Here is a 15,907-nt window from a genome sequence, read left to right as displayed (position 1 = left end):
AGCTCAGGCGCGGAACGTCAGCCTCCCGAACTCCTGATGTGTAAAACCGAGTACAGGGAGCGTTGACATGGAAGGCTTCTGGGAATTCTTCTGGTTCATCTTCGTCTGCTTTGCCTTTGTGGCGTACTTGAGCGTGTTGTTCTCGATCATCACCGACTTGTTCCGTGATCACGAGACTTCGGGCTGGGCCAAGGCGTTGTGGATGATATTCCTCTTCGTCATTCCATTCCTGTCCGCGATGATCTACGTGGTCGTCAAGAATGACGGAATGACGAGGCGGTCGATGGAAGCCGCTCAACAGCACATACACGCGCAGAGTGATTACATTCGAAAGGTCGCCGGGAAATCGCCGACTCAGCAGATCGCCGACGCCAGAGAGCTTCTCGACTCAGGCGCGATCAACGAAGAGGAATTCCAGGCCATCAAGGCAAAGGCGCTGGCGTAGTTTTCGTATCTTCTGCCCCGGGCCTGGCGTCGTCGGTTCCCCCGTCGTCAGGCGCGGCGTCCTGCGCGGCGGCGCGTGCGGGACGAACCAATACTTCCAGTGCGACGAGAGCAACGAGCGCAATGACGACGATCCAACCAACGACCAATCCGGTGGGGTAGCGCCAGAAGAGCAGCAACAGTGCGGCGATGCCGATGATGGCACAGCGCAGTGGGACACGAAGCTGATTGGCCCACCGCTCCACCTGATTCGGCGTTCGGCCGCTTGCAGAATGCCGGACGAAGTCCAACGCCTGCCCGTAGCCTCGACGAACGGCGATCGCCGACGACGACCCACCGATCAGGTAGGCGCCGAGCCCCACCACCACACCGAGGACCGCAACCGCGCGAAGGCTCGTCCGAAGCGGAACCAGAACTGTGTCGATGACAGCGGTGGCGGCGTCTGGCGAGAGGATATCGGTAGGGACACTGTCGAGGTAGATTGCACGTCCGATCAGAATTCCGATGGCAAGAACAAGCATTCCCAACGCAATCGACAGACCGACCAGGGACAGCGTACGAAGCCTGCGACCGGTTGGCGCAACGGCGACAGCGGCTGCTGCGCAAGCGATTCCCAACCACGGCAGCACCGCCGAGACCTTGTCGAGTGCCGAGACGGCTCGCTGCGCCTTCACCAGCTCGGGGGACTGGAAGAGAACAAACTCCTTGTCCACGGACGGGATTTTGTCTGCGAAAGCGAAGCCGCGGTCGGTCAGCGCCGTTTTCACCCGGTCGATGATCGTGCTCAGTGAAATGCTGACCGTTCCGCTCTGGTCGACCTCGACCGAGTCGGGTCCGTAGTTTCCGGTCATGACGGCGACGAGGGAGTTGTGCGCCGCTCGGTTCGCCTGAATCCAAAGGTCTTCGAACTGCTGCGTCCGAACGAGCGAGGCCACTGTGTCGTGGACGAAACTCTTCGCCTGGCCGGCGATCACCGGTGCCAAACCCACCAACGCCTGGTCCACGCGGGGGGCGTTGGCTTCGAGATTCGACACGTCCGTCAATGCTGTGAGTGCCTCGGTGGTGAGCCCTTCGACGTCGACGCGATCGAAGATCTCGTCCGTGACTTGATTCGTGATCTCCGCTTGCACGGCTGGATTCTCACCCAGTGGCGCTACCGTGCTGACGTAGCGGTCCGTGTCGAGGATCTGACTACGTACGAAGCGGGTGGTTACCGACAAGACTGCGAGCAGTGCGACCAGCACCAGCAGGATTGTCACCGCGGTCCACCGCAGCCCATGTCGAGGTGGTCGGGAGACTTTCTCGACGGTCGTTTCGCGGGCGCTGGGAGTCTGCTCGCGAAGTGTTGCTACCTCTTCGCGCAACCGGGCTAGTTCGGCACGTTCGTCCTCCTGGAGTGGTCCGTCGCTCGTGCCGTTTGCCATGATGGTCCTCCCGGGACGGAAACTACTGGCGCACAGTTGAAATGCTGAACTGCGAAGATGATTCGGCGGGTGACCTCAGATGACCTCGGGATTCCAGGTCGCGACGGCCCAGATGACGAATACGTCGAGCGCGATGATGATGATCGACCACCACGGCGAGTGGGGTAGCCACAGGAAATTCGCGAGGATCGACAGAGAACAGATGACTATCGCGCCTACCCGTGCCCACGTCGCGCCGGTGAAGAGCATGATTCCGACAGCGGTGACGAGCACACCGAGTACGAGGTGGATCCATCCCCACGAAGTGAGGTCGAATTGGTACGTGTATTCCGGGCCGACGACTGTCACGTCGTCCTCCGATATCGCCGAGATGCCTTGGAGGATTTCGAGCACGCCGACTGTGATGAGGAGAACGGCTCCGCCCAGCGCGCTTCCTTTTGCCACACCCTGCTTTACCAGTGAATCCTCGGACATGACCGCCCCTAGATTTCAAGCGCGAAATAGCCTGGCATATTTCCCCGTCCCGACCTTTTACGGTGGTGAAGTAGCCCGTCGGAGGGCAAATCAAACATTGAGCGCTGCACAGCATTGCGATATTCATTCGCCTACGAATTCGAAAGAACCTACCGTGACGGCATGGATATGGCGGACGTAGGTGTGGCGATGAGGCCTGCACCGGGTGTGATCCGGACGGACCGGCTGGTGCTCCGTACCTACCGCCCAGGCGATCACCGGGATCTTCTCACCTTCTACGGGCGCAGCGACGTATGCCGATATTTGCTCAACGAACCCTGGAGTCTCGCGGAGGCTCGGGAGGCCGTGCAGACCAGAATGTCTCGCCGCGACCTGGCATCGGGCGCGGTGGCACTTGTTGTCGAGTACGGGGGCCGGGTTGTCGGAAGCGTGAGTGCTTGGCGAGTCGAAGAATCTGATTGCACAGCCGAAGTCGAGCACACCGCCGAACTCGGGTGGGCATTTTCGCCCGAGTTCGGCGGCCGAGGATTCGCGACGGAAGCAGTGACCGCTCTGATCGACCTCGCGTTCGCGACACCCCGATTGCGCCGCGTGGTCGCGCGAATGGATTCGAGAAACGAATCCTCGGCGCGACTCGCGCAGCGGATCGGTATGAGGCGAGAGGGACATTTTCGGCAGAACGCGTGGATCAAGAACGAGTGGACCGACACCGTGGTTTTCGCGACACTTCGCGGTGAGTGGCCTTCAGTTGCTTGATCAGACCGAGCGGGCTGCTATTTTGCGACCAGTTCGGTCAACTGTGGCACGAGTTCGTCGGTCGCCCACGGAACACTCAGAAGGCTGACGTACATTGTCGCTGCAGTCAGGCGATTGTCGGTGATCCACAGGTCCTTGCCGTTGGCGATGACCGGCCACCGCGAGAACAGAGTGTTGGCCAATGTGCTGTCGACTTCCGACTGATCGCTTGCCCAACCGAGATACACGTCGGTGTCGATCGTGTCGAGCTTTTCCATACTGATGCCGAAAAGGAACGAGTCGCCGGCAAAGTTCTTGGCGCCGTTCACCACGTCGGGAGCGACTGTGAGCCCGAGGTTTTCGACAAACTTGACGCGCGGATCGTCCGGACCGTAGATGGCGGTTTCGGTTTCTCCTTCACGGATGTAGGAACCGAAGGCGAAAGTGACTCCGTTGAATTCGGGATGACTCGCCTTCGATTCCTGGACCGATTCCTCAACCGACTTGATCAGCGCCGCGGTTTGAGCGGGACGCCCGAGTGCCTTGCCGACATCGGTGGCGAGGTTTTGCCACGAGCTGGGCTGATAAGGCTTGGTGTCGTACGGGAGGGTCGGGGCGATCGAGCTCAGGCGCTGGTAATCCTGCTCGGAGAAGCCCGAGTACGGGGCAAGAATCAGATCAGGCGCGGCATTGAGAATCTGCTCGAACAGTAGCTCGCCGCTGTCGGAGTAGTACGGCGCAGGCGTGGGCAGCGTCTGGCCCGACTTTTCGAGTTCGGCGCGGGTCCACGGCAGGAACCCGTCGGCGTCGCCGGCCCAAGAGTCCTTCTGCATCGCGATCGGAGTGACACCCAGGGCGATGACCGTGTCTGCCGCTGCGGAATCGAGGGTGAGGATCCGTGTCGGCTCCTTGTCGATGGTGGTCCCGCCGAAAGCGTGCTTGATCGTCACGGGATAGGCGCCGTCCTCGACGGCGGATGCCGATGAATTGTTTTCCTGGGCGTCCGATGACGACTGTGTGCAGGCGGTCAGAGGCAGTGCCGCCGCCAGCATGAGCGCAACAACGATTCGTCGCCTCCGCTGGGGACGAATTCTCTGACGGGCAGATCTGAACACGCGAAACTCCTCGGGATTGATCAGGGAAGTGCTTGCACGACTCAGCGCAGTACGCGCATGAGAGCAGGCTTACCTAAGTGAATGTAGGGCGCGTGCGTGTAGCGAAGGGGCCAGCCGATGTCGACAACAGGTCAGGCTCGAGTCAGTTGACAGCGGCGAGCGCATTGCCGGGGGTGTAGCCGACCGTCTTGCGAAAAGCGGCGATGAAGGAACTCGACGTCCCGTAACCGACACGGCGGCTGACGGCGTTCACACTCATTCCGGTCCCGAGCATGCCGAGGGCCGTGCTCATACGAACCAGAGTGCGCCACTGCGCAAAGCTCAAGGCGAGTTCCGCGGCAAAAATCCGGGTGACCGTACGTCGGCTGAGATTGAGAACGTGAGCCCACTGATCGAGTGATCGATCGTCGGCGGGATCCGACAGCACTTTGTCGACGAGCATCCGTAGCCGCGGATCTCGGGGGATCGGTACGTCGAAGTGAGGTGCTGATGCCGGCGTGAGGAGATCGACACAAACCTGCTGTGCCCGAAGGCGTTGTTCTGCAGGCATTCCGGTGTGGGCGAGGTGTATCAGCAGTGCCCGGGCTGCCTCACTCAGTGTCACGATGCACGGTTCGTTCCAGGCGGGGGTCCACAGCTCGGGAGTGAAGAGCGTGGCGCGGAATGCGACGTGGGGATTTGCCTGACCTTCGTGGAGGACCCCGCGGGGGATCCACAGGCCGACGCCGGGCGTGACGGTCCAGAGTTGATTGTCGATGATCATGTTGACGACACCGCGGTCGGACCAGATCAGTTCGTGCTCGACGTGAGCGTGCTCTGGCCACCGGGTGATGTGGTCGGTCTCGACGATGTACGTCGTGAGTTGGAACGGCGCCGGGACGGCGCGCGCCATCGGAGTGTGGCGGTCGGATTCCCGTAAGTGGGAATCGTCGTCCAGCTGTGGACCGTCGTCGATTTCACGAAGGGCAGGGATCAGCACCGTGGACTACCTCCAGAGCAAAGTTAGGTAAACCTTACACTGATGTGGGCAGCGATCAGTGACTCGCACCGAGTTCGATGAGAAGCACGCCTGCCGCGATGAGGCCGATCCCGACCATCATGAGCCTGGTCAGCGGTTCGCGAAAGAGAATACGGGATGCGATTGCCGTCAACGCCACTCCACATGCGGTCCAGATTCCGTAGGCGACGCCGATGGTGAGGCCCGCGTCGAGCGCAAGGGTCAGGAAGGCGAAAGCGGCGAGATACCCCACGGTGACAACCGCGAGCCATCGTTTGTCGCTGCCGTCCTGCGACGCCATCCGTAGTGACAACGTCGCGGTGACCTCGGAAATAATTGCAGCGATCAGAAATACGAAGGTCATGCCGGGTCCGCCGGCCCGCTGTCGGCGGCGGCCTGAGAGCCGAGTTCGACGCACAGCACTCCGCCGATGACCAGTGCAATCCCGCCGCCCATGGTGGCCGTCAGAGGATCTCCGAAAAGGGCCGTTGCGAATACTGCGGTCAGGACAACTCCGGTTGCGCCCCAGATTCCGTATGCAACACCGAGTCCCATGCCCTCCCGCAGGACGAACGACAAGGCGGTGAATGCTGCGAGATATCCGCCGACGACCACGATGTACCAAGCCGGGTGATCGAGGGCGGCGCGCAACGACAGCGTCGCAGACACCTCGGTGAGGATCGCGGTGATCAACAACAGCCATTTCTTCACGGTTGGGATTCTGTCAGGCTCCACCGATTCCGGTCGCGCACTACGGTTGAGACATGACGTGCGTACTGCTCGGTGGAATCCGCAAAGGTGACATCCGCCACGACGCGTCGGGTGGCGATGTGGCCGCAACTCCGATCCTCGACTGGGGCCACGACGACGTGGCCCGCCTCTACGAGGACATTGCAGAAGGTGCGATCCAGTCGGCGCAGGAGTTCCTGGTGTCGGCGCATCGCAGCGTCGCTGCAAATATTCGGCCGGTGTACGGCCTCGACGACCGGCAACCCGTCTCGGTGACATTGAGTCGAGAGCGCGGATCCTGCAGTCAGAGACTGGCTGTCGTCGAAGCGTTGGCTCGCCGCCGAGGTATCGCCACCCGAGTACGCGGTCTCGTACTACGCGGGGAATTCTGGTACCCGAGATTTCGGCGTCTACATGCGGTGATTCCGAAGTCAGTGCTGCTGGCGTGGCCGGAATTTCTGGTCGACGGACGCTGGCAGGACATCTCCGAGATCGTTTCACCTGCGGTGGTCTCAGCGCTCGAACCGTTCACGAACACCGGCGAGGAGACACTGTTCAACGCGATCGGACGCGCTCCGATCAGTTGGGGCAAGTCTGTTTCGTGTGATTGCTTGGACTTCTCCGAATTCGTCGACCGCGATCTGGGCACCTTCGAATCTCGCGACGTGCTCTTCGAGGAATTCGGACAGTCGATGTCGACCCCCGTCAGAATTCTCGTCGACCCGGTTTTCCGGAACTGGAGTGCATCCGGCTGACGCGCGACGCGAGGTCTAGGCTGTTCTGCATGTCTGTGCGTACCCCATTGGTCCCTGGAACCGTCTCTCCCGTCCTCGCTGTGCCCTCGAAGATCGAGCGGCCCGAGTACGCGTGGAAGCCGACCGCCAAAGAGGGCAACGAGCCCTGGGTTCAGACGCCGGAAACGATCGAGGCGATGCGCATCGCCAGCAAGATCGCTGCAGGCGCGCTGCAGGAAGCCGGCAAGGCTGTCGCTCCCGGTGTCACGACCGACGAACTCGACCGCATCGCACACGAGTTCATGCTCGACCACGGTGCATACCCGTCGACGTTGGGCTACAAGAGCTTTCCCAAGTCGTGCTGCACGTCTCTCAACGAGGTGATCTGCCACGGAATCCCCGACTCGACTGTGATCCAGGACGGCGACATCGTCAATATCGACGTCACCGCGTACATCAACGGGGTACACGGCGACACCAATGCGACATTCCTCGCCGGTGACGTGTCCGAAGAGAACCGCTTGCTCGTCGAGCGCACACACGAGGCAACGATGCGGGCCATCAAAGCCGTCAAGCCCGGCCGCGCGCTCAACGTGATCGGACGTGTCATCGAGTCCTACGCCCATCGGTTCGGGTACGGCGTCGTCCGGGACTTCACCGGACACGGAATCGGCGAGACCTTCCACAACGGCCTCGTGATCCTGCACTACGACGAGCCCGCGGTCGAGACGATCATCGAACCGGGCATGGTCTTCACGATCGAACCGATGATCAACCTCGGTGGTATCGACTACGAGATCTGGGAGGACGGCTGGACCGTCGTCACCAAGGACCGTAAGTGGACGGCGCAGTTCGAGCACACCTTGGTGGTCACCGAGACCGGTGCAGAGATTCTCACCCTGCCTTGAGTTCGGAGATGCGCGGCGCTCTGCTGGTAGCCGGCACTACTTCCGATGCGGGCAAGAGCGTTCTTGTGGCCGGATTGTGTCGCATGTTGGCGCGTCGAGGCGTCCGAGTGGCGCCGTTCAAGGCGCAGAACATGTCGAACAACTCCGTGGTCACGCTGGACGGCGGAGAGATCGGCCGTGCGCAGGCACTTCAGGCGCGTGCATGCGGTCTGGAGCCGAGTGTTCGATTCAATCCGGTGCTGCTCAAGCCTGGAAGTGACCGCACTTCGCAATTGGTTGTTCGGGGCAAGGCGATGACCACAGTGGGTGCTCGCGACTACATGCAGCATCGGCAGTGGCTTCGCGCCGTCGTGGCCGAAGATCTCGAATCGCTTCGATCCGAGTTCGACGTCGTGATCTGTGAAGGCGCCGGTTCACCGGCCGAAATCAACTTGCGCGCAACGGATCTTGCCAACATGGGATTGGCTGAGGCTGCGCGGATTCCGGTCGTCGTCGTCGGTGACATCGATCGCGGCGGCGTCCTGGCCCATCTGTTCGGGACCGTTGCTGTGCTCTCGCCGAGCGACCAGGCATTGATCGCGGGATTTGTGATCAACAAATTCCGCGGTGACGTTGCACTGTTGGAACCCGGACTGGAACAACTGCGCAGCCTCACCGGTCGACCCACTCTCGGAGTGATCCCGTTTGCCGACGATCTTTGGCTCGACGCCGAGGATTCGCTTGGCGTCACCGGCAATGCCCCGGTAGGGCGCCCGGGCCCACCCGTCGGTTCGGCCTGGCTCACCGTTGCTGCGGTTCGGCTCCCGCGCATCTCCAACTCCACGGACGTCGAGGCACTGGCATGTGAACCGGGCGTGGCAGTTTCGTGGGTGACCGATCCGTCGCGGATTCGCGACGCGGACCTCGTGGTGATCCCCGGTAGTAAGTCCACCGTGAGTGACCTCGAGTGGTTGCGAAGTACCGGCCTGGCCGACGAGATCGTCGCGCGAGCAGGTCGCGGGCAAGCAGTCCTGGGGATCTGCGGCGGTTACCAGATGCTGGGTAATTCCATCGTCGACGACGTCGAATCAGGATCAGGGACCACCGCGGGACTGGGTCTGCTGGACCTCGATGTCGAGTTCGCTCCGGACAAGGTGCTGGCGCAGATGACCGGTACGGCAGACGGTATCTCGGTGTCCGGGTACGAGATTCATCACGGACGCGTCGTGCGCAACGGGGACCACCCATTGCTGGCGGACTCGAGCGGTATGCCGGAAGGCAGTGTGCGAGGGCCTGTTCGAGGGACACACTGGCACGGTCTCCTGGAAAGTGACGACTTTCGGCGCAGCCTGCTGCGTGAGCTCGCGGTTCCCGGTTTTGTTGCTGCACCCGACACCGCGGTTGCCGCGGTGCGAGAACAACAACTCGACCTTCTCGCTGATCTCGTCGAGCAGCACCTCGATCAGGATCTACTCGAGAAACTGATCAACGGTGGGGCGCCTATCGGGCTCCCCGTCATTGCTTCCGCACTCGAAGCCTGAGAGCGCTCCTGCGGGTGTCGACGTGGACGCGGTAGAATAGCCAGGCCTCACTCCCGCGACGGCTCCCTAGTAGGAGTGTGCGCGGTGACAGATCAATTCGACGGCTTGCTGACCGACTTCAGTGACGAGGTGCTGGTCGACTCGGCAATGCTCGGCGATCACGCGGCCTTCGACGTCATCGTCCGCCGATACGGCCCGCACTTGTATCGATTTGCCCGTCGACTGCTCGCGAGCGAGAGTGACGTCGACGACATCGTCCAGGAAACCTGCGTCGCTGCGTGGCGCCAACTTCCGGGGTTTCAGCGGCGCTCGAGCACCAAGACCTGGTTGTTCGCGATCTGTTCTCGCAAGATCTCGGATTTCTATCGAAAAGTCGGCTCCTGCGCCGCCGATATGGACGAACTCCGGGAAGAAGCTGATCCCCGTTTGCGTGATCCGAGCGAAGAAGTCTGCGGCACAGCATTTCTCGACGCCCTGGAATCCGAACTCGATCGCCTGCCACTGCGTCAGCGTGCTGCCTGGGTCTTGCGAGAAGTGGAGGGCATGACGTATCCACAGATCGCTGTTGTCCTGGAACTGAGTCCGGACGCGGTTCGTGGCCAGCACACTCGGGCGAGGCGGAATCTCGGTGTCGCACTCGATCGATGGCGATGACGACTCGGCGGTTTGCCGGGTTCTGTCACCGAACTCACTCTCCTTGGTGCTCGTGAAGCTGGAAGAATGCTTCGTCGTGGATACCGCTTTCGACCCCAGAGGCTTCGACCCGAGAACCGAGGATTCGGTGCCGTCGGTACTGCCGGACGATGGGACGGCAACTGGTGCTGACGTCGCCGTCGAGGCTGCGGAAACTCGGCTGACGGCACGTGCGGTCAGAGAGTTGCTGGCAGCGCTCGGGGGAAGTATCGGCGACGAGGACGAACTCGTGGTTCTGCTCCAGCGCGCCGTCGAAATCGCGAACGACGCCATCGACGGCGCCGACAGCATCGGCGTCACCATCGATCTTGCCGGGCAGACCTACACCGCCGTTCATACCGATTCGCGGACCCTGCGCGTCGACATCGAGCAATACGACGCCGGCGACGGACCATGTCTGCACGCGGCTCGAACCGGTGAAACCGTAGTCGTTGATGCCGAGACCAGCGCGGAACGCTGGCCGCGGTTCGCGGCGGCCGCGAAGGACGAAGGGATCAAGTCCTTTCTCGCGGCGCCGCTCTTCACGCCGGATCAGCGACTCGGTTCGTTCAACCTGTACGGACGTGCCCCAGCGGCCTTCGACAGCGTCGACGCGGAAGTCATGGAGATTCTCACGACAACAGTCTCACGCGCGATCGGAGACTTCTCCCGTTTCAAATCTGCCAAGGCCGTAGCTGACGCCCTGCAACGCGCGCTCGAGACTCGGGCGCCGATCGAACAGGCCAAAGGCATGCTGATGGCCATCCATCGAATCGACGCCGACACCGCATTTCACATGCTGCGCAAGCAGTCTCAGACCACGAACACCAAGTTGCGTGACGTGGCAGCCGAGATCGTCGAGACGTATTCCGCGCCGCCTACCGCGGTCTAGTTCGACGGAGACCGACGTACGGCCTCGAGCGCGACGACCACGCTCGCGGCGACAACCACGTGCATCAGCGCGAGCGTGACCGTGCTGGCGGCGTCGAAGTCCGCGGCGATCGTCAGGGCGATGGTGCCGAGCGCAAACACTGCACCCACGACCTGAGCGATGCGGATGATCGGCTCCCACTTCAGTGAGATCAACATTGCGAGCGACAAACCGACCAGCAACGGCACTACCGTAAGTGTGATGACCCCGCCGGGAGCTACGCTCGCCACCTTTCCCTGATCTGTCATCTCGAACGATCCGCCCGATGCCAGGCCGATCAACCACAGGATCAGGTTGGCGACGAGGGCCATGACCGTGGCGCCGAGTACGGCACGCGGCTTGGTGAGGTGGAGGTTGTGTGCGGTTGAAGCGATTGCAGACATGATGTTCTCCCGGCTCGATGCGATGCTCTTGTGACGTCGCTCTGGTGAATAGACCCGCCGGCCGGGAGAAACTCATCGCTGGTGGTTACCGGGGGTCGTCTGTCGGCACGGCGGTGCCGGTGACCGCGATACCGCCGTCGACCGGGATCTCGACCGCGAGAACGCTGGGTCGCCCGACGTGTCGGCCCTGGTGGATGGTGATCCGCCGCGGAGTGGCCGCGGGTTCGAGTTTGCGCAGGTAACCGCCGGTCGACGCCGCTGCGGACCCGGTCGCGGGATCCTCGACGATGTTTCCCACCGGAAACAGATTTCGAGCTTCGAAGGTGTTGTCGTCGAGGGGATGCAGGATCGTCACCGTGCCCGCCCACCCCTGCGCGTCCATCAGAGTTCGCATTGCGGATGGATCGAAGGTGAACTCGTCGAAGGCTGCCTGATCACGAAGTACGACAATCGGGTGCGTGTTGCCGGCGTACGAGAGCATTGCGGGATACCGCGCGTCGAGCGCAGACGAATCGACGCCGATGAGCCCGAGCAGCGCTGTCAGCACGGCGTGATCGATCGGCGAGACCGACGGTTCGACGCTGGTGAAGGTCGCGGTGGACCTTCCGTCCTCGTCGGTCGCCGTGTCGATGGATACCGGTCCGATCGGTGTTTCGAATGTGAAGGTTCCCTCACCGTCTCGCTCGGTGAGAGCGATGGCCGTCGCAATAGTGGCATGACCGCAGAACGGTACTTCGGCGATAGGGGAGAAGTACCGGATCCGGCTGTGGCGCGGGTTGCCTCCGAGCACCGGTTCGATGAGGAACGCCGTCTCGGCATACCCGACTTCGGCTGCAACAGATTGTAATTCGGAGTCGTCGAGTCCACGCGCGTCGAGCACTACGCCGGCCGGATTACCGCCGGCCGGATCCGAACTGAACGCAGTCAGCCGGAGGATGTCGCGAGAAGTTGCCATGTCGACCATCTTTGTCCGCTGTCGTCCATCGAGGGAAGAGTGATCGCGCGATTGCGGTCCGCGATCTTCGAACTGGACTGCCTCCGGAACAAACCGGCCGCACGGCGTCGTTGGTGCAGACATGAGCAATGACACAGACACCGACGACGCGTTGTTCGCACTCGTGGCCGAGGGAAAACAAGGTGTGTTGGCAACCGTCAAGCGTGACGGCCGCCCACAGTTGTCCAACATCATTTACCGCTGGGACGTCGAGTCGAAGACGGCTTCCGTGTCCGTCACAGCTGATCGCGCCAAGAGTAAAAATGCGATCCGCGATCCGCGGGTTTCCCTTCACGTCAGCGCGCCCGACTTCTGGAGCTACGCCGTGATCGAAGGACTTGCCGAGGTGACACCCGCAGCGGCCGATCCTCACGACGAAGTGTCTGACGCCCTGGTCGAGCTGTACCGGGACATCAGCGGCCAGGAGCATCCCGATTGGGAGGAGTACCGCGAAGCGATGGTGGCAGAGCGTCGGCAGATCCTCACGGTGCGCGCGGATCACGTCTACGGAATGACGAGGCTCCCCAAGCCGTCCGGTACCTAGACCCGCGCCCCACTGGAGTTCGGCCCACCCCCACTTTCGAGCGAACGGTACGCCCGTCGCCTCAGATGCGCCGAAAGCCACTTTCGCTCCGAGTGGAGGCGGTACAGAGCGAACAATTCGGGCTCGTAGCGGCGCGTGAATGTATGAGTGGTCATACTTCTGTCGACTCCAGGGTCCTCCGCTGTGTGGATCGCGTACCGTTTCCAGACATGGAATTGACTCGAGTAGCGGTGGGCAGTGGTTCGTGCACCGTTCGGATCGACGGGCCGGTCAGCAAGCATGCGGTACTCCTGCTTCCCGGCAAGGGCGACCCCGTCGACTTGTACGACGATGTGTGTGAGCGACTGCACCATTCGGATCTGCGGACCGTCGCGGTGGAATCGATCGAGAATCTCGACGAGACCTCGGCAGTGGTACTTCTGGACGAGTTGAACATCGCCTGGGTGAACCTGGTCGGTCACCGGGAGGGCGCCGATCTCGCGTGGCTGTTGGCTGCACGTCAGTTCGGCCGCTTCGCGAGTTTGATCGCCGTGGACCGTGGACATCCGTCGGCCAGCGATATTGCCGGCGTACCGCCGGTCGAGGTTCCGACCACCGTAGTCGTGGGCAGTGGAGGTCGGGCCATCGCCGACGCCAGCGGTCGTTTCGTGTACTCCGACTTCCGCGTGACGGAACTTCCGGGTGTCGACGACGTCGTCAAGTCGGCACCGGCCGAACTCGCAACCGAGATCGTGCTGCGTACCAGCCCCTGGTGAAACTCTGACCTACGAAAAGGCGGGCATTCCCATTGCGAGGAGTGCCCGCCTTTTCGGCGTCATAAGGGCTGCGGGGCTCAGATGTCGAGGCCGAGCAGCGCGTTCTCGACCACTTCGGCCAAGGCCGGGTGGATCCAGTACTGGCCGCGCGCCATGTCCTGAGCTGACAAACCGAAGCTCATCGCCTGAATGAGCGGCTGGATCACCGTCGGAGCCTGCGTACCCATGACGTGGGCACCGAGAATGCGTCCGGTGCCGCGCTCGGCGATCACCTTGCAGATGCCCTCCTGATCCTCCATCGCCCAGCCGTAAGCGACGTCGCCGTAAGCCTGCACCTTGACCGTGATGTCGAGTCCGGCGTCGCGAGCCTGCTTCTCCGTCATTCCGACGTCGGCGATCTGCGGGTCGGTGAACACGGCTGCCGGTACGAAGCGGTGATCGGTGCTGCGAAGCCCGGACGTGTCCTTCCACGCGTCCTGGAGCAGGTTGTGTTGAACAACGCGCGCTTCATGGTTGGCGACGTGCTTGAGCTGGTACGGCGAGGAGACGTCACCGAGTGCGAAGACGCCCTCGGCGGTGGTGCGTTGGTACTCGTCGACCACGATCGAGCCCTTGTCGTCGAGTTCGACGCCGGCCTTGTCGAGACCGAGTAGGTCACCGTTCGGCTGACGACCGACCGCGACGAGGAGAACGTCACCGGAAACGACTGTGCCGTTTGCCAGTTCGACGGCGATGTTGTCGCCGTCGCCGCGTACCGACGTGAGGGGGGAGCCCAGATGGACGTCCCACTTCTGTTCGGCCAACTCGGTGAAGCGCTCGGAGATCTCGTCGTCGAGGTGCCGCAGCAGTCGCTGGCTGCGACCGATGATCGACACGCGAGAACCCAACGCGGAGAACACGTGTGCGAACTCGGTGGCAATGAATCCTGAGCCGACGATCACGAGGTGCTCGGGAAGTTCGGGCAGTCGCATGATGTCTTCGTTGGTGTAGTACTTCACACCGCTCGACGCGATCTCTTCCGGGATGATCGGACGCGAACCGGCAGCGATGACCACCTGATCGGCGGTGATCGTCTCGCCGGTTCCGGTGTCGATCGTCTTCTCGCCGGTGAACGTTGCGTGGCCGCGGTAAACGGTGGTGTTGGGGCTGTCTTCGCTGCGATACCGCTCGCCACCTGCAGAAATGGGATCGATGCGGCCGAAGACGCGCTTGACGATGTCGGACCAACGAACGCCGTCGAGCGTGGCGTCGACGCCGTACTTCTCGGCAGTGGTGACGGTGCGTGCCACCTCGGCGGCGTAGACGAACATCTTGGTCGGGATACACCCGACATTGAGGCACGTTCCGCCGAAGGTGCCCTCTTCGAGGATTGCGATCTTCTTGCCGTCGAACCGCTCGTCTGGCAGCGAGTTTCCGGATCCGCTGCCGATGATTGCAAGGTCGTAGTGCGTCACTGCGCGATCTCCTGTGTGTTGCTTGCTGTGCTTGCCGAACTTTCTGCGGCCGGCGTGAGGTGGCCGTCGAGCCACTCCAACCACAGGTCGAGTTCGGAAAAGGCTGTGGCCAAGGGCTTCTCGGTCGAAAGGAACACGTCGTGACGGGCGCCGTCGATCGGGACGATGGTGGTGCGATCGCCGAGGCAACCGGCCCAACGTGCGATCTGCTTGACGTCGAGCACGGAATCGGCGAGGTCGACGCTCGGGTTGTACGCCTTCGCGAACTGCGACTTCTTCGAGCGCAGAATCAGCGCGGGCACTCCGATGTCTAGGCCGCGGTGAAGTTTTGCGTGACCCGCTCGGACGGCCCGCATCCAGCCGAAGGTAACGGGGCAGCCTGCCAGTGGCTTCCAGTCGAGGTTGTAATCCCAGACGCCGTTGGCCGAAACATGAAGACTGGAACCGTAAGTCGGTAGCCCAGTTCCCGGGATCACCGTCTTCGCCGATACCCGTCCGAGCGCATCGATCGCCGTAGTACCGACGTTGCGCACCACTGAGGGACCCTGAAGGTCGAACCAGGGGCTGTTGAGTACCAGCCCGCAGATTCCGGCGCCGTCGCTGCCACCGGGCTTGCGCTGCAAACGGTTCAGCCAGAGCGGAACGATCAGACCGCCGGTGGAGTGCGCCATGAGCAGCACCTCGCTGCCCTCGGTCTCGCTGCGGACGATGCGCAGCGCTTCGTTCAGTTCGGCGTCGTAGAGCGCAAGGTCGGAGACGTAATGAGCTGTGTGCCCCGGTTTGAGGGAGCGGCCGCACTTACGCAGGTCGAGTGCGAAGAAGGCGTAACCCTGCTCGGCAAAGTGCTCGGCGAGGTGCTTCTGGAAGAAGTAATCGGTGAAGCCGTGCACGTACAAAACGGCACGGTGTGTCTTCACCGCCTCCTTCTGCGGTTGGTAGCGGACCAGTGTTGCGTCCACCTCGCCTTCGCCGTCCGGATCCGTTCCGAGCGGGATCGTCAGCTGCTGATATCCGTCACCGAGGACGTCTGGAACCCAAGTAGTCACAAATCACAATCTAATCGTCGTTTCGAGTGCGCGTTGTAGAGCACAATT

The 15,907-nt window shown here is 62.2% G+C and carries 19 protein-coding genes; 9 read left to right on the top strand and 10 right to left on the bottom strand.

All coding sequences use genetic code 11. The features are described 5' to 3' along the window. Positions 1–67 precede the first annotated feature (67 nt). Positions 68–445: an SHOCT domain-containing protein gene (locus G4D79_RS22120; RefSeq protein WP_003942794.1), complete on the top strand. Its 378-nt coding sequence runs from the start codon at positions 68–70 to the stop codon at positions 443–445. Here G4D79_RS22120 and G4D79_RS22115 read toward each other — a convergent pair. Together G4D79_RS22115 and G4D79_RS22110 are read right to left on the bottom strand one after the other, a co-directional pair. Further along, on the bottom strand, positions 423–1,868 hold the full coding sequence (locus tag G4D79_RS22115) for a hypothetical protein (RefSeq protein WP_054825512.1): 1,446 nt from the start codon (positions 1,866–1,868) through the stop codon (positions 423–425). The genes G4D79_RS22120 and G4D79_RS22115 overlap by 23 nt on opposite strands. 75 nt (positions 1,869–1,943) lie before the next feature. Further along, positions 1,944–2,342, bottom strand: coding sequence for a hypothetical protein (locus tag G4D79_RS22110; RefSeq protein ID WP_007734954.1), 399 nt, complete (start codon positions 2,340–2,342; stop codon positions 1,944–1,946). Positions 2,343–2,504: 162 nt separating this feature from the next. Between G4D79_RS22110 and G4D79_RS22105 the strand changes: the two genes are divergently transcribed. Then, positions 2,505–3,098: a GNAT family N-acetyltransferase gene (locus G4D79_RS22105; protein WP_050656477.1), complete on the top strand. Its 594-nt coding sequence runs from the start codon at positions 2,505–2,507 to the stop codon at positions 3,096–3,098. Positions 3,099–3,115: 17 nt separating this feature from the next. Here the strand turns inward: G4D79_RS22105 and G4D79_RS22100 are convergent, their stop codons facing one another. The 4 genes from G4D79_RS22100 to G4D79_RS22085 form a co-directional block, all read right to left on the bottom strand. Next, positions 3,116–4,192, bottom strand: a complete 1,077-nt coding sequence (locus tag G4D79_RS22100; protein WP_223304443.1) for an iron-siderophore ABC transporter substrate-binding protein — start codon at positions 4,190–4,192, stop codon at positions 3,116–3,118. Between the two features lie 142 nt (positions 4,193–4,334). After that, positions 4,335–5,171 (bottom strand): AraC family transcriptional regulator, encoded by an 837-nt coding sequence (locus G4D79_RS22095; RefSeq protein WP_064688756.1) that lies wholly within the window; start codon positions 5,169–5,171, stop codon positions 4,335–4,337. Positions 5,172–5,226: 55 nt separating this feature from the next. Beyond that, entirely contained in the window at positions 5,227–5,553 is a 327-nt protein-coding gene (locus tag G4D79_RS22090) for a multidrug efflux SMR transporter (RefSeq protein WP_003942819.1), read from the bottom strand. Continuing rightward, complete coding sequence (locus tag G4D79_RS22085; protein ID WP_214514382.1) at positions 5,550–5,900, bottom strand: multidrug efflux SMR transporter; 351 nt, start codon at positions 5,898–5,900, stop codon at positions 5,550–5,552. The genes G4D79_RS22090 and G4D79_RS22085 overlap by 4 nt, the downstream gene beginning before the upstream one ends. A 53-nt stretch (positions 5,901–5,953) precedes the next feature. On the opposite strand from G4D79_RS22085, the gene G4D79_RS22080 reads away from it, so the two are divergent. The 5 genes from G4D79_RS22080 to G4D79_RS22060 all read left to right on the top strand — a co-directional run bounded on the left by G4D79_RS22080 (position 5,954) and on the right by G4D79_RS22060 (position 10,644). Further along, positions 5,954–6,673, top strand: a complete 720-nt coding sequence (locus tag G4D79_RS22080) for a transglutaminase domain-containing protein (RefSeq protein ID WP_214514381.1) — start codon at positions 5,954–5,956, stop codon at positions 6,671–6,673. Between the two features lie 29 nt (positions 6,674–6,702). Continuing rightward, entirely contained in the window at positions 6,703–7,560 is an 858-nt protein-coding gene (gene map, locus G4D79_RS22075; protein WP_007734970.1) for a type I methionyl aminopeptidase, read from the top strand. A gap of 8 nt (positions 7,561–7,568) precedes the next feature. After that, a complete protein-coding gene (locus tag G4D79_RS22070) occupies positions 7,569–9,080 on the top strand; it encodes a cobyric acid synthase (RefSeq protein WP_003942774.1) in 1,512 nt (503 codons plus the stop codon). A gap of 84 nt (positions 9,081–9,164) precedes the next feature. After that, positions 9,165–9,734: an RNA polymerase sigma factor gene (locus tag G4D79_RS22065; protein ID WP_007734974.1), complete on the top strand. Its 570-nt coding sequence runs from the start codon at positions 9,165–9,167 to the stop codon at positions 9,732–9,734. A 76-nt stretch (positions 9,735–9,810) separates the two neighbouring features. Next, positions 9,811–10,644 (top strand): GAF and ANTAR domain-containing protein, encoded by an 834-nt coding sequence (locus G4D79_RS22060; RefSeq protein ID WP_214514635.1) that lies wholly within the window; start codon positions 9,811–9,813, stop codon positions 10,642–10,644. Here G4D79_RS22060 and G4D79_RS22055 read toward each other — a convergent pair. Together G4D79_RS22055 and G4D79_RS22050 are read right to left on the bottom strand one after the other, a co-directional pair. Then, positions 10,641–11,066, bottom strand: coding sequence for a DUF6069 family protein (locus G4D79_RS22055; protein WP_007734977.1), 426 nt, complete (start codon positions 11,064–11,066; stop codon positions 10,641–10,643). The two genes, G4D79_RS22060 and G4D79_RS22055, sit on opposite strands and share 4 nt — an antisense overlap. A gap of 85 nt (positions 11,067–11,151) precedes the next feature. Next, positions 11,152–12,021, bottom strand: a complete 870-nt coding sequence (locus G4D79_RS22050) for a PhzF family phenazine biosynthesis protein (RefSeq protein WP_250887560.1) — start codon at positions 12,019–12,021, stop codon at positions 11,152–11,154. Between the two features lie 121 nt (positions 12,022–12,142). On the opposite strand from G4D79_RS22050, the gene G4D79_RS22045 reads away from it, so the two are divergent. Both G4D79_RS22045 and G4D79_RS22040 read left to right on the top strand, forming a co-directional pair. Next, positions 12,143–12,604, top strand: a complete 462-nt coding sequence (locus G4D79_RS22045; protein ID WP_081558794.1) for a PPOX class F420-dependent oxidoreductase — start codon at positions 12,143–12,145, stop codon at positions 12,602–12,604. Positions 12,605–12,813: 209 nt separating this feature from the next. Beyond that, a complete protein-coding gene (locus G4D79_RS22040; RefSeq protein ID WP_003942671.1) occupies positions 12,814–13,359 on the top strand; it encodes an alpha/beta fold hydrolase in 546 nt (181 codons plus the stop codon). A gap of 77 nt (positions 13,360–13,436) precedes the next feature. Here G4D79_RS22040 and mtr read toward each other — a convergent pair whose 3' ends face one another. Together mtr and G4D79_RS22030 are read right to left on the bottom strand one after the other, a co-directional pair. After that, entirely contained in the window at positions 13,437–14,813 is a 1,377-nt protein-coding gene (gene mtr, locus G4D79_RS22035; RefSeq protein WP_063316563.1) for a mycothione reductase, read from the bottom strand. Beyond that, the gene (locus G4D79_RS22030) at positions 14,810–15,859 is read right to left on the bottom strand and encodes an alpha/beta hydrolase (RefSeq protein WP_003942674.1); all 1,050 of its coding nucleotides are present in this window, start codon (positions 15,857–15,859) and stop codon (positions 14,810–14,812) included. The genes mtr and G4D79_RS22030 overlap by 4 nt, the downstream gene beginning before the upstream one ends. Positions 15,860–15,907 lie beyond the last annotated feature (48 nt).

This window comes from Rhodococcus sp. WY5 (assembly GCF_018588185.1).
GTDB classification, from domain to species: domain Bacteria; phylum Actinomycetota; class Actinomycetes; order Mycobacteriales; family Mycobacteriaceae; genus Rhodococcus_F; species Rhodococcus_F qingshengii.
The sequence above is the reverse complement of the archived record's forward strand: the minus strand, read 5'-3'. Positions and strand labels throughout refer to the sequence as shown.

Excerpts from the sequence above, each read along its gene's own strand:
- map (WP_007734970.1), top strand. The coding sequence starts at position 6,703 with ATGTCTGTGCGTACCCCATTGGTCCCTGGAACCGTCTCTCCCGTCCTC.
- G4D79_RS22055 (WP_007734977.1), bottom strand. The coding sequence starts at position 11,066 with ATGTCTGCAATCGCTTCAACCGCACACAACCTCCACCTCACCAAGCCG.
- G4D79_RS22110 (WP_007734954.1), bottom strand. The coding sequence starts at position 2,342 with ATGTCCGAGGATTCACTGGTAAAGCAGGGTGTGGCAAAAGGAAGCGCG.
- G4D79_RS22045 (WP_081558794.1), top strand. The coding sequence starts at position 12,143 with ATGAGCAATGACACAGACACCGACGACGCGTTGTTCGCACTCGTGGCC.
- G4D79_RS22105 (WP_050656477.1), top strand. The coding sequence starts at position 2,505 with ATGGATATGGCGGACGTAGGTGTGGCGATGAGGCCTGCACCGGGTGTG.
- G4D79_RS22050 (WP_250887560.1), bottom strand. The coding sequence starts at position 12,021 with ATGGCAACTTCTCGCGACATCCTCCGGCTGACTGCGTTCAGTTCGGAT.
- G4D79_RS22070 (WP_003942774.1), top strand. The coding sequence starts at position 7,569 with ATGCGCGGCGCTCTGCTGGTAGCCGGCACTACTTCCGATGCGGGCAAG.
- G4D79_RS22080 (WP_214514381.1), top strand. The coding sequence starts at position 5,954 with ATGACGTGCGTACTGCTCGGTGGAATCCGCAAAGGTGACATCCGCCAC.
- G4D79_RS22120 (WP_003942794.1), top strand. The coding sequence starts at position 68 with ATGGAAGGCTTCTGGGAATTCTTCTGGTTCATCTTCGTCTGCTTTGCC.
- G4D79_RS22115 (WP_054825512.1), bottom strand. The coding sequence starts at position 1,868 with ATGGCAAACGGCACGAGCGACGGACCACTCCAGGAGGACGAACGTGCC.
- G4D79_RS22090 (WP_003942819.1), bottom strand. The coding sequence starts at position 5,553 with ATGACCTTCGTATTTCTGATCGCTGCAATTATTTCCGAGGTCACCGCG.
- G4D79_RS22040 (WP_003942671.1), top strand. The coding sequence starts at position 12,814 with ATGGAATTGACTCGAGTAGCGGTGGGCAGTGGTTCGTGCACCGTTCGG.